Source organism: Streptomyces sp. NBC_00096, assembly GCF_045041305.1.
Classification (GTDB): domain Bacteria; phylum Actinomycetota; class Actinomycetes; order Streptomycetales; family Streptomycetaceae; genus Streptomyces.
The window spans coordinates 6,266,311-6,279,123 of record NZ_CP108221.1 but is presented as its reverse complement, the minus strand read 5'-3'; the positions used below and the strand labels follow the sequence as shown (position 1 = coordinate 6,279,123).

8 protein-coding genes and 2 pseudogenes are annotated in these 12,813 nt (G+C 74.0%); 8 read left to right on the top strand and 2 right to left on the bottom strand.

The genetic code is table 11. The features are described 5' to 3' along the window. Nucleotides 1–101: 101 nt before the first annotated feature. From OG904_RS27880 to OG904_RS27870, 3 genes are all read left to right on the top strand, one after another. The gene (locus tag OG904_RS27880) at nt 102–890 is read left to right on the top strand and encodes a hypothetical protein (RefSeq protein ID WP_405495557.1); all 789 of its coding nucleotides are present in this window, start codon (nt 102–104) and stop codon (nt 888–890) included. 167 nt (nt 891–1,057) lie between these two features. Further along, nucleotides 1,058–1,537 (top strand): SAM-dependent methyltransferase, encoded by a 480-nt coding sequence (locus tag OG904_RS27875; protein ID WP_405498311.1) that lies wholly within the window; start codon nt 1,058–1,060, stop codon nt 1,535–1,537. A gap of 243 nt (nt 1,538–1,780) precedes the next feature. Continuing rightward, a complete protein-coding gene (locus OG904_RS27870; RefSeq protein WP_405495555.1) occupies nt 1,781–2,770 on the top strand; it encodes an NAD(P)-dependent alcohol dehydrogenase in 990 nt (329 codons plus the stop codon). Between the two features lie 280 nt (nt 2,771–3,050). Here the strand turns inward: OG904_RS27870 and OG904_RS27865 are convergent, their stop codons facing one another. Continuing rightward, the gene (locus OG904_RS27865; protein WP_405495553.1) at nt 3,051–3,605 is read right to left on the bottom strand and encodes an MOSC domain-containing protein; all 555 of its coding nucleotides are present in this window, start codon (nt 3,603–3,605) and stop codon (nt 3,051–3,053) included. Nucleotides 3,606–3,625: 20 nt separating this feature from the next. Next, the gene (locus OG904_RS27860) at nt 3,626–3,808 is read right to left on the bottom strand and encodes a hypothetical protein (protein ID WP_189967292.1); all 183 of its coding nucleotides are present in this window, start codon (nt 3,806–3,808) and stop codon (nt 3,626–3,628) included. 327 nt (nt 3,809–4,135) lie between these two features. Here OG904_RS27860 and OG904_RS27855 point away from each other — a divergent pair. The 5 genes and pseudogenes from OG904_RS27855 (at nt 4,136) to OG904_RS27835 (ending at nt 12,692) form a co-directional block, all read left to right on the top strand. Next, a pseudogene (locus OG904_RS27855) lies at nt 4,136–7,093 on the top strand (DEAD/DEAH box helicase). A 187-nt stretch (nt 7,094–7,280) separates the two neighbouring features. Next, entirely contained in the window at nt 7,281–8,378 is a 1,098-nt protein-coding gene (locus tag OG904_RS27850; protein WP_405495551.1) for an SWF or SNF family helicase, read from the top strand. A 214-nt stretch (nt 8,379–8,592) separates the two neighbouring features. Beyond that, nucleotides 8,593–9,843: pseudogene (locus OG904_RS27845) on the top strand (transcriptional regulator); the annotation flags it as partial. A gap of 460 nt (nt 9,844–10,303) precedes the next feature. Further along, entirely contained in the window at nt 10,304–11,827 is a 1,524-nt protein-coding gene (locus OG904_RS27840) for an aldehyde dehydrogenase family protein (RefSeq protein WP_405495549.1), read from the top strand. A 586-nt stretch (nt 11,828–12,413) separates the two neighbouring features. Continuing rightward, on the top strand, nt 12,414–12,692 hold the full coding sequence (locus OG904_RS27835; RefSeq protein WP_405495547.1) for an SDR family oxidoreductase: 279 nt from the start codon (nt 12,414–12,416) through the stop codon (nt 12,690–12,692). Nucleotides 12,693–12,813: the final 121 nt, after the last annotated feature.

Sequence of the window (12,813 nt, the reverse complement as noted above, 5' to 3'; positions counted from 1 at the left end):
ACGTGCAGGTGGCGGGGTTGGAAATCGCCTCCCGTGGGCTATCGACGCGGCGGTTACCGGCTGGTTAGGGTGCGCCGACGAGAGAACGACCGGGAGGCCACGTGTCCGACGAGGAGGACGGCGGTTCGCTGTACGTGCTGACCGCCGTACTGCTGACCCCCGCGCAGTTCCCGAGCATCCTGGGGGACGACTTCCCCGAGGCCTGCTCGCTGCTGGGCGTGCCGCCGGCGGCCGCCGGGTACGGGCTGGTGCTGGGCCAGGACGAGGACGGCGCGCGCTGGACGGTCGTGGTCGACGACGTGTCGCTCGTGGCCATGGCCATCGCCTCGTGGGACTGCGGGATGGAGTACGACCTGTCGCCCGACGAGCGGTCGATCGTGGTCTCGCTGGCGGGCTGGCCGCTGGCCCTCGCGGTGGCGACGGCCGGGATACCGGAGCCGCACGATCCGGAGCAGGGCGCGGACGGTACCGGGCGGGTGCCGCTGGCGCCGCCGTCGGCCGAGGCCTGGGGGCCGGTGCAGCGGCGGATGGGCGCCGACCAGATCGCCCGGGAGTGGGCCGACTGGAGCGAGCGCGTGGCCACGGACGGCGGGGCGGCCGCCGCCGCGCACCCCGGGCTGGCACGGGCCCTGAAGGAGGCGGTGGGGTACACGCAGAGCCCGCCGCCGCCGGGCAGGGTGCGATCGTCCTTCGCGGGCGACGAGGTACGGACGCTGCGCGTCGACGGGCCCGGATGGTCGCTCGTGGCGCGTACCGGCGGAGCCGCCTTCGTCCTGCTGGACGAGGAGCCGAGCGAGGTCCTGGCGGTGCCGCACGACGCGCACGGGGAACTCCCGGAGCTGGCGGAGCTGCTGGCGTCCCTGGACCGGGTCGCGGTCCGGCCGGCCTGAACGGGCGTCCGCGTGGGGCGGGCGGCGGCGCGGGGTGAGCGGGCGTCGCGGGGCGGCGGGCCGCGGGCGTGGTGAGCGGGCGGCGCGCGGTGAGCGGGCGGCGCCCGGCGCGCGGGTGATCGTGTCGCGTGTGCGGTCATGAGAGCGACGAGAGCGAGGGCGCGTTGATGGATCCGGTGGTGGTCGTCCCGGTGGGTGTGGTGGTGGGTGGGCGCTCGGAGGTCGTCGATGACGACTGGGGGCGGGAGACCGCGGTGATCCGGCTGGACCGGGAGCGGTTCGGGCCGGAGGCGCTGTACGGGCTCGAGGACTTCTCGCACGTCGAGGTGGTCTACCACTTCGACCGGGTGCCGGAGGAGAAGATCGAGACCGGAGCCCGGCGTCCGAGGGGCAATCCGGACTGGCCGCTCGTCGGCATCTTCGCCCAGCGCGGCAAGAACCGGCCGAACCGGCTGGGCCTCTCCCGCTGCCGCGTGGTGAAGGTGGACGTGCTGGCGGCCGACGGACCGGAGTTGCACGTGGAGGGCCTGGACGCGGTCTCGGGCACTCCGGTGCTCGATCTCAAGCCGTACATGACGGAGTTCGGCCCGCGGGGCGACCACCGTCAGCCGGAGTGGGCCACGGAGCTGATGCGGGAGTACTACTGAGCCTGCGACTCGCGCGGACCCGCGCTCAAGGGGGCTGGAACTGACGTCCCCGGCGACGGCATCGGCATCGGCATCGGCATCGGTGCGACCGGCGGTGCGCGGGGTGGGAGTTGGGGTCTGGGGGCTTCCACCTAGGGATCGTCCCCGATGTCCGGAGCGGGGGTGTTCGCCTACCGTCGCGGGTACCGGCCGCTTCGGACCGGGTGACCTTTCCCGCACCGGCCGGTGCAGTACGGAGACCCCATGAAGGCGATCGTCCAGGACCGCTACGGCTCACCCGACGTCCTGGAGCTCCGGGACGTCGAGACTCCGTCGCCCGGCGAGCACGAGGTGCTGGTACGGATCCACGCGGCCTCCGTCAACGCGCGCGACTGGCACCTCATGCGGGGAGACCCGTACCTGGCGCGCCTGGTGCTCGGGGTCGGCGGGCCGAAGGCGAAGATCCGGGGCACGGACTTCGCGGGCCGGGTCGAAGCGGTCGGCGCGGCGGTGAAACGTTTCCGCCCCGGTGACGAGGTGTTCGGCGAAGCCGACGGGGCGTTCGCCACGCACGTGTGCGCCCCGGAGAGCGCGGTGGCGGCGAAGCCGACGGGGCTGACCTTCGAGCAGGCGGCGGCGCTGCCGCTCGCCGGCAACACCGCTCTCATGGGGCTGCGCGATCTGGGGCGTGTGCAGCCGGGTCAGAAAGTGCTGGTCAACGGCGCGTCGGGGGGTGTGGGGACCTTCGCCGTCCAGATCGCCAAGGCGTTGGGCGCGGAGGTGACCGGGGTGTGCAGCACGCGCAACGCGGAGCTGGTCCGGTCCCTCGGTGCGGACCGGGTCGTCGACTACAGCAGGGACGATTTCACCCGGGACGAGTTCGTCCGGAGCGGGCAGCGGTACGACGTGGTGTTCGACCTGGTGGGCAACCGCTGGCTGGCCGAGTTCCGGAGCGTACTGACGCCCACCGGAACGCTCGTCCTGTCGGGCGGGGGCGTGTTCGAGGGCGGCAGCCTGCTGGGTCCGATGGGGCTCATCTTCAAGGGGCAGGCGCTGTCGCGCTTCACCCGCCAGCGGCTGCTCGTCCTCACGGCGAAGCAGACCAGCGAGAATCTGGCGACGCTGGCGGAGCTCGCCGATTCCGGCCGGCTCACCCCGGCCGTCGACCGCACCTACCCGCTGAGCGAGGCGCCCGAGGCCATCCGGTACCTGGAGCGGGAGCACGCCCGGGCGAAGGTCGTCATCGCCGTGTGAGGGCACGGTGTGACGGCACGGTGATGACGACAAGCCGGGCCGCCGTCTCGATCGCGGATCGCAGCCCGTGCGGGTGCGGATCACAGCCCGTCGCGGGTGCGGATCACAGCCCGTGCGGGTGCGGTCCCGCGTCGCGGTGCGGACCAGGTCGCGGTGCCGTCCGAGCCTTGGTGCCGTCCGACTCGGGGTGCCGTCCGACCCGGGGTGCGGTCCCGCGTCGGGGTACGGCAGAGCCGGCGAAGGGCAGCCCGCGGCCGGGCCGGGCCGGGGGCCCTTCGGGTCAGACGCGTTCGAGCGGGGTGTGCGGTTCCGGCGGGAGCGTGATCTCGATGCTGTCGCCGGGGCGGATGGTGCCGCCCCGGTGGACCACGCCCATGATTCCGGCCTTGCGCAGCAGGTTGCCCTCGTCGTCCCGGCTCACCACCAGCTTGAGCAGCCCGTGCTGGAAGGCGTCGATCTGCAGGCACGGATTGCGCAGGCCGGTCACCTCGACCACCGCGTCCGCACCGAGGCGCAGCAGCGTGCCGGTCGGCAGGCCGAGCAGGTCTATGCCTTCCGTGGTGACGTTCTCCCCGAGCTGACCCGGCTCGAGCTCGTGGCCCGCCTCGGCCACCTCTTCGAACAGCTCCCGATGGATCAGGTGCACCTGCCGGAGGTTCGGCTGCGTCGGGTCCTGGGCCACCCGGGAACGGTGCTTGACCGTGACCCCCGCGTGGACGTCTCCCTCGACCCCCAGCCCTTCGAGGAGCGTGATGCTCTCGCGCGTGGGCTTGGTGAAGGAATAGACACCGTTGCTGCTGACCGACGCGACCTGCGCCGCCGTCCCCGTGTTCATGGATGGCCCCCCTGCCGCCGTCAGCGGCCGATCTGCTTCCTGGACATGCCCCGCAGCCTACGGCGCTGGGAGGAGTCCAACAGCAGGTAGGCGGCTGCCGGCACTCCGATCAGGACCAGCAGTCCCGCCCAGAACCCGACCGCCCAGAACAGCACGATGGCTGCCACTACTCCGGCAACCGCGACCTTTCCGCTCGTGGACATGTGCGGCACCTCTTTCTTCGTCGGCCACTACCCACCACAACGCGCGCTCCCGCCCCCGCGTTCCCGGCCTCGCGAACGGCCGTCGCCTTGACCCGGGTCACGGAGCCGCCGCGGACGGCGGGCGCCGGGCGTGGGTTACTCTCGGTCACCCCGTATTCGGTAGTCAAGCTTGAGGAATGCGTGCGCTCGACGATCTCCGGCCTCATCCACTGCTCCGCCGTCTTCCTCCCCGCCGAACCGGCCCGCGACGGCCGGATCGCCTTCTGACAGACGGGTTCGGTCCTGCCGGACGCAGCCGCCGGCGGTTCGGGGCTGGCGGGCGCGGGGCTGCGTGACGAAGGGCTGCCGGATGGGGGTCTGCGCCTCGACGGCCCCGGCACCACCACCAGCACCGCCGAGCGGCTCACCATCGTCACGCCCGACCTGCGCCGCACCACCGTGACGGCCCTCGTCGTACCCCTCGCCGAAGCGCTGCCGCTGCTCACCCGGGCCCGGGCCGCCGCCCCGGCCGGAGCTGTGCCCTTCTGGGGCGCCGCCGCCCTGCTGGCCCTCCGCTTCGCCGCGCGCGGGCTGCTGCTCCCCGGGCTGAGCCCCGCCGGGTACGACGCCTGGCGGCTCGGGCCGCTGGAGACCGCCGATCTGGAGGAGGTCCGGGAGCTGGCGGCCGCCATGCCGCCCGACGCGCACTGCGTACCGCCGGACTGGAGCCCCGCCCCCGGCGGCAGCCCTCCCGACGAGGTCCCCGACGCCGACGGGCCGACTCGGCTGCCCGCGCCGGAGCCGCTGCTGCGCGCCTTTCTCGACGCGGTCGCCGACACCCTGCCCCGGTCCCCCGCCGCGCCCGCCGCCACCGGTGGCTCCGCCTACGCCGCCCGCACGTCCCGGCTCCACCCCGAGCTGCGCGACTGGGCCGCCGAGGGTCGCCGCGGGGCACGACGCCGGAGTGCGCGTCTCGCTCCGGATCGAGCTCGACGCGGCCTGCGAACCCCCCGCCTTCCGGGCCGTCCCGCAGATGCACAGCCTGGCCGACGCCGCCCTCGTCGCGGACGCCGCCGAGGTCTGGGCCGGGTCCGGGCCGGCCGCGGCGGCGTTCCCGCCGCACGCCCGCCTGGACGCCCGCCTGGACGCCCTCCGGGCCCTGCGCCGCGCCGCCCGCCTCTGGCCGCCGCTCGCTCCGCTGCTCGGCGCGGCCGTCCCCGACGCCGTGGACCTCGCCGACGAGGAGGTCTCGGAGCTGCCCGGGGAGGCCGCCGGCGCCCTGGCCGCCGACGGGGTGCAGGTGCACTGGCCGCGCGGGCTCGCCCGTACGCTCACCGCCCGGGCCGTCGTGGGCCGCCCCACCGCCGGCTCCGCCTTCCCCGATCCGCTCGCCCCCGCCGCCGGCTCCCTCCCCGCTCCGCTCTCCCCCACCGCCGGCTCCGCCTTCCCCGATCGCTCGCCCCCGCCGCCGCGCACCCCCTCGGCTGGCGCTACTCCCTCGGTGGACAGGGCGATCTGACCCCCGGGGAGCTGGACCGGCTCGCCGAGGCGAAGCGCCCCCTGGTCCGGCTGCGCGACCAGTGGGTCCTGATCGACCCGGCCGAGGCCCGCCGGGCCCGGGCCCGCGCCCGCCAGGACCGCGAGATGACGGCCGCCGACGCGCTGGCCGCCGTACTGACCGGGTCTGCGGAGCTCGACGGCACGCGGTACGACGTAGAGGCCACGGGTCCGCTGGAACGCCTGCGCGCGCTCCTCGTCGCCGAACCGGGGCATGCCGATCCGCACGATGCCGAAGCGCAGGTTCCCGCCGCCCTCCGCGCCACCCTGCGCGACTACCAGCTGCGCGGTCTGCGCTGGCTCGCCCGGCTGACCGGGCTCGGCTTCGGCGCCTGTCTCGCCGACGACATGGGGCTGGGCAAGACCGTCACCCTGATCGCCCTCCACCTCCACCGGCAGGAGCGGGGGCACGAGGGGCCGACGCTGGTGGTCTGCCCGGCCTCGCTGCTGGGCAACTGGCAGCGGGAGATCGAGAAGTTCGCCCCGGGTACGCCGGTGCACCGCTTCCACGGCGCCGGCCGCGACCTGGAACAGCGGGGCGGAGCGGACGGCGGGTTCGTCCTCACCACGTACGGCACCATGCGCGTGGACGCAGCCCAACTCGCCTCCGTCAGCTGGGGAATGGTCGTCGCCGACGAGGCCCAGCACGTCAAGAACCCGCGCTCCGTGGCCGCCAGGGCCCTGCGCACCATCCCGGCGACCGCCCGGGTGGCCCTCACCGGGACCCCGGTCGAGAACGACCTGTCCGAGCTGTGGGCCGTCCTCGACTGGACCACGCCCGGCCTCCTCGGCCGCCCGGGAACCTTCCGCACCCGTTACGCCGAACCGGTCGAGAGCGGTCGCGACCCGCTGGCCGCGGCCCGACTGGGGTCGCTCGTGCGGCCGTTCCTGCTCCGCCGGAAGAAGTCCGACCCCGGGATCGCGCCCGAGCTGCCGCCCAAGACGGAGACCGACCACGCCGTCTCGCTGACCTTCGAACAGGCCGGGCTGTACGAGGCGGTCGTGCGCGAGACCCTCGCCGCGATCGCCGAGGCCGACGGCATGGAGCGGCGCGGCCTCGTGATCAAGCTGCTGACCTCGCTCAAGCAGATCTGCAACCACCCCGCGCAGTATGTGAAAGAACACGGCGCGAAGGGGAACGACCCGAGGGAGCACGACCCGAAGGAGCACGACTCCGGACAGGACACCGCCGCGGGCTCCGGAAAGCTCGAACCGCTCGACGAGCTGCTCGACACGATCGTCGCCGAGGGCGGCTCGGTGCTGGTCTTCACGCAGTACGTGGCGATGGCCCGGATCCTGGAGAAACACCTCGCGGCGCGCGGCATCGCGCACCAGCTGCTGCACGGCGGTACGCCGGTCGCCCGGCGCGAGGAGCTCGTGGACCGTTTCCAGGCGGGCGAGGTCCCGGTGTTCCTGCTCTCCCTCAAAGCGGCGGGCACCGGCCTGAACCTCACCCGGGCCGGCCACGTCATCCACTACGACCGCTGGTGGAACCCGGCCGTCGAGGAACAGGCCACCGACCGCGCCTACCGCATCGGCCAGACCCAGCCCGTCCAGGTCCACCGCATCATCGCGGAAGGCACCGTGGAGGACCGCATCGCCGAAATGCTGGAGGCCAAACGCGCCCTGGCCGACGCCGTACTGGCGGGCGGCGAGGCCGCGTTGACCGAGCTGACCGAGCTGACCGATATGGGGCTGGCCGCGCTCGTGGCGCTCCGCCCGACCACCGCCGGGGAGCGACGCGGATGAGCCCGGAACGCGCGCACGGCGCCCGTGCGAAGACCTTCCCCGCACTGCCGCCCCCACCGGCCGCGGCTTCGCCCGCACCTGGTGGGGCCATGCCTGGCTGCGCGCCCTGGAGGACAGCGCGCTCGACGGGGAGCAGGTCAAACAGGGCCGCCGGTACGCGCGTTCGGGCGCGGTGGGAGCCGTTTCGGTGCGTCCCGGCGGGCTGACGGCGGTGGTGCGGGACCGGGACGGGACGGCGCACCGGACCGACGTGCTGGTGCAGGAGTTCACCGCAGGGCAATGGGACCGGCTGCTCGGGCTGGCGGCCGCCGAGTCCGGGCACATCGCGGCGCTGCTGGACCGGGAAGTGCCGCCGGAGCTGGTGCGGGACGCGGCGGCGGCCGGGGTGGACTTGCTGCCCGGGATCGGGGACCTGGACCCGCGCTGCGACTGCGAGGAGTGGGACCACTGCCCGCACACGGCGGCGCTCTGCTACCAGGCGGCGCGGCTGCTGGACCGGGACCCCTTCGTGCTGTTGCTGCTGCGCGGGCGCTCCGAGGCCGATCTGGTGGACGAGCTGGAGGAGCGCAGCACGGCGCAAGCGCAGGCTCCGGAGGCCGTCGCCGACGCGGGGGTTCCCGCTTCCGAGGCGTACGCGGCGGCGGCCGCCCTGCCCCCGCCGCCCCCGCCCGCGCGGCTGCCCGGGGCGCCGGGCCAGCCGCCGACGCTGGACACGGAGACGGAGCCGCCGGGCCTGGACGTGGACGCGGTGGAGTTCCTCGCGCAGGCGGCCGCGACGCACGCGTACCGGCTGCTCGCGGAAGCGCTCGCTCCGGGCCATGCGGAGCGCGCCCCGCAGCCCGCGCCGACGACTGCCGAAGACGCCGTACGCCTCACGGCGGAGCCCGGCGACCTTCGGGTCCGCTCCCGGCTGGCGGCGGCTGCCGACAGGGACCGGGCCGACATGGACCGGGCCGTTCTCGCCTGGGGCTTCGGCGGGGCACGGGCCGTCGCGGTACTGGAGGAGGACTGGACCCCGGACCGGGCGGCCCTCACCCGGGCCCGCGCCGCCCTCGCCTCGGCCTGGCCGGAGGGGGCGGACCCCACCGCCGACCCCGCCACCGCCGCCCCGGTGCTCCGCCGGACCCGCGCCCGCTGGACGCAGCCGGGCGGCGACCGCCGGCTCCGCCTGGACCGGGACGGCCGCTGGTGGCCGTACCGCCGCGCGGCGGACCAGTGGCTCCCGGCGGGCCCGCCGTCCCCGGACCCGGCATCGGCGCTGTCGGCACTGGACCCGGAGTACTGATGCGGTGACCGGAAGGGTTCACCGGGTCACAGCAGGAGCCGGAGCAACAGCCGGAGCACCAGGGGGTCCACCCCGCCCGGCCCGGTCCCGGCGGGGGCCTGCGCCCCGTACCGATCGGAATCGCCCCGCACTGGCCGACGTACCGCTTGCCGGGGCGCCGGTGCGGGACGACGATGGGGGCGCTCCGGGTACCGAGGCACCACGGGAGGGTGACATGGACGGTCCTTCGGTGGCTCTGCCCGGTGGAGCCGATCCCGCCGCGCGGACTCGGGAACTCCGGCGGGCCCACGCCGCGTTCACCCAGGACGGGCGGGTCGAGGCCCCGGTGCGGGCGGTCATCGCGAGGTCCTGGCGGCGCTGCGCCCGGGCCCGGGTCAGCCCGGAGTGCGCGCCCCGGCTGGAGCTGGCCGGGGCGGAACTGCGGTCCTACCGGGAACAGCATCCGCTGGCCCCGGTGCTTCCGCTGTTCCGGGACCTGGTGGGTGCCTTCGCCTCGCACGGGGACCATCTGCTGGCGGTGTGCGATGCGCGGGGCAGCCTGCTCTGGGTCGAGGGCGAGTCCGCCACGATGCGGCGTGCGGAGGGCCTCGGCTTCGTGCCCGGCGCCCGCTGGGCGGAGACGGCGATGGGCACCAACGCCCCCGGTACGGCGGTGGCGGTCGGGGAGCCGGTCCAGGTCTTCGGTGCGGAGCACTTCAGCCGCCGGGTCCACCCCTGGACCTGTGCGGCGGCCCCGGTCCACGACCCGCGCACCGGGCGGCTGCTCGGCGCCGTCGACATCACCGGGGGCGACTGGCTGGCCCATCCGCACTCCCTCGCGTTCGTGCGGGCGGTCGCCTGCGCGGCGGAGGCCCGGCTGGCGCTGCTGGATCCGGCGCCACCGGCCGCCGGGGACTCCCTCACCGCGCTCGGCCGGGACGAGGCGCTGCTGAGCCTCGGCGGCCGCGAGTTCCGTCTCGGGCGCCGGCACAGCGAGATCATGGTCCTGCTCGCGCACCACCCCGAGGGGCTGTCGGGGGACGAGCTGGCGATCGCGCTGTACGAGGACGAGGCGGTGTCACCGGTGACACTGCGCGCGGAAATGTCACGGCTGCGGGGCTTGCTGGGAGCCGGCGCCCCGCTCTCGCGCCCCTACCGCACGGCCGCGCCGCTGGACTCCGATTTCACCGCCGTCGCCCGCCAGCTGGCCGGCGGCGCCGTCTCGGCGGCCCTGGCCCGCTACCCGGGACCGCTGCTGCCCGCGTCGGCGGCGCCCGGCGTCGTCCGGCTCCGGCGCCGCCTCGAGGACCAGGCGCGGGCCGCGGTGATCGCACGGGCCGACGCGGGGCTGCTCGCCGACTGGGTGTGCAGCCCATGGGGCGCGGAGGACGCCGAGGTCTGGCGGGCCCTGGTGGCGGCGCTCCCGCCTGCCGACCGGCCGGCCGCGCTGGCCCGCGTACGGGCCATCGACGCGGAACTCGGCGGGACAGGGTACGGCGCACCGCCACACGCCGGGGCACCGTACGAAGGACCGGCACACACCGGGGCACCGTACGAAGGACCGCCACACGCCGGGCTGCCGCACACCAGGCTGCTGCCACACACCGGACTGCCGCACGCTGGCCCGGCACACACCGGACTGCCACCCACCGGCCCGCCACACCTCGGGCTGCCGCACTCCGGCGCACAGGTCCCCGGGCCGCCGCACACCGGACGGGCACCTGACCGCGACCCCGGGCGCGACCCCGAACGCGACCCCGGGCACGCACCCGCCAGCGATACCGGCCGCGCACCCGACTCCGACCCCGGCTGTGCGCCCGACACCACGCCGCCGCTCCCGGGCCGTTCGCCGCGCGGCCGTGCAACGTACCGGCAACCTGCCCGCCCCTAGCCTCACCGCGAGCGCCGGCCGACGGCGGCCGGCGCCCGGCAAGGGGAGGACCACCATGGCCCGTTTCACCGCGCCCGGTACCGAGGGCGCGCTCATGTCGTACGCGTCGCGCTACGGCCACTTCATCGGCGGCGAACACGTCGAGCCCGCCCTGGGACGGTACTTCGCCAACCCCTCCCCCGTGACCGGTGAGACCTTCACCGAGGTCGCGCGCGGCACGGCCGAGGACGTCGAGCGCGCGCTGGACGCGGCGCACGCCGCCGCGCCCGCGTGGGGCCGTACCTCGATCACCGAGCGTTCCACGATCCTGCTGCGCATCGCGGACCGGATGGAACAGCACCTGGAGGCCCTCGCCGTCGCGGAGACCTGGGAGAACGGCAAGCCCGTCCGCGAGACGCTGGCCGCCGACATCCCGCTCGCCATCGACCAGTTCCGCTACTTCGCGGGCGCGCTGCGGGCCCAGGAGGGTTCCCTCAGCCAGATCGACGAGGACACGGTGGCCTACCACTTCCACGAGCCGCTGGGTGTGGTCGCCCAGATCATCCCGTGGAACTTCCCGATCCTGATGGCCGCGTGGAAGCTGGCCCCGGCCCTGGCGGCGGGCAACACGGTGGTGCTGAAGCCTGCCGAGCAGACCCCGGTGTCCGTGCACTACTTGATGAGCCTGATCGCGGACCTGCTGCCGCCGGGCGTGGTCAACATCGTCAACGGCTTCGGCGAGGAGGCGGGAAAGCCGCTCGCTTCCAGCCCGCGCGTGGCCAAGGTGGCCTTCACCGGGGAGACCTCGACCGGTCGGCTGATCATGCAGTACGCCGCGGAGCACCTCAAGCCGGTGACCCTGGAGCTGGGCGGCAAGAGCCCGAACCTCTTCTTCGACGACATCTGGACCACGGACGACGACCTCCGGGACAAGGCCCTGGAGGGCTTCACCATGTTCGCCCTCAACCAGGGCGAGGTGTGCACGAGCCCGTCGCGCGCCCTGATCGAGCGCGGCCGCTACGGCGACTTCCTCGACGCGGCCGTGGCACGTACCGAGCTGATCGTGCCGGGGCACCCGCTGGACACGGACACGATGATCGGCGCGCAGGCCTCGGCGGAGCAGCTGAGGAAGATCCTGGCGTACGTGGAGATCGGGCAGCAGGAGGGCGCGAAGATCCTGACGGGCGGACAGCGCGTCGAGCACGGCGGTGAACTGGCCGGCGGCTTCTACGTCCAGCCGACCGTCTTCGAGGGCGACAACCGGATGCGGATCTTCCAGGAGGAGATCTTCGGCCCGGTCGTCTCGGTGACCTCGTTCCAGGACTTCGACGACGCCGTCCGCATCGCGAACGACACGGCGTACGGCCTGGGCGCCGGCGTCTGGACCCGCGACATCAACACGGCCTACCGCGCGGGCCGCGCCATCCAGGCGGGCCGCGTCTGGACCAACTGCTACCACGCCTACCCCGCCCACGCGGCCTTCGGCGGCTACAAGCAGTCGGGCATCGGCCGGGAGACCCACAAGATGATGCTGGAGCACTACCAGCAGACGAAGAACCTTTATTGCAGCTATTCCCCGAAGGCAGTGGGGTTCTTCTAACATCCCAAGTCTGGCCGCCAACACGAAAATTGCTCACCAGAGTCAGCCCAGATACCGAATCTGATTCATCACGTTATGCAGTCGACTCGGCCGCTCGGCTCTCACCTGCGGACCAGTCACGGACCAGATTCCCGCCCAGGTGAGCCCGGCGGCAACCCTCTGACAGACGTGGTAGCAAGGTGTAGTGGAACGGTGCGGGTTCTCCAGCACGGAGCCACAGGCGTAGGTAAGCGCTTCGCCTATCGTCGCTTCCGCCACATGGCTCTCCACTGCTCCCCAAGACCATCGCGCTGGCGGCGGTCACCAGCGCTCCTGCGTCCACTCGCTGCGGAGAGAGGGGACGGATCACCCGGCGGACTGTCCGTGCCTGCACAAGGCGACTGTTGAGGAGGACCCAAACCAGGGCTCGTTGCTCGCGCTGAAGCACGAGAATCGTCGCATGGTTCGCTCGTTCTTCCACAGCCCTGTCTCCGACCGCGGCGATGCAGGGCGCCTGCGCAGCCAAGCAGCTGAGGTCAAGCACACCGCCGCTCCAAACTGCACGCATGTCGCACATGCACCTGGCTGCGCGCCGACGGGGGTCGTGATGTCCGAGGTGCCGCTGAACGCCGACACGGTCGGCCGGATGTGCTCCAGCTGCGCGCAACACGGCGGCTGGGGCCGTCCTGACAGCGGCCTCGGCTTGTTCCTCTCCGCACCACAGTGCGAGCCCGCGCGGGCGGAGGCCCGGCTCGCGCGGAGCGGCACCCCGCTGCGCCGTGTCGGGCAGCGGGAGGAGGTCGCTTCTGTAGTTGCCTTCCTCGCGTCCGAGGACTCCTCGTACGTCAGCGGCCAGACGCTGTACATCAACGGCGGGGCTCACTGAGCTCCGCGGCGTTGCTCGACGCGGTCGCCGCGAGTTGCCGTCTTCAGCGGGCGCCTGTCCGGTAGCGCCGTGGCAAGTGTTCAGCATCTGGCACGCCGTGGTGCTGTCCGTGTCTGTCGGC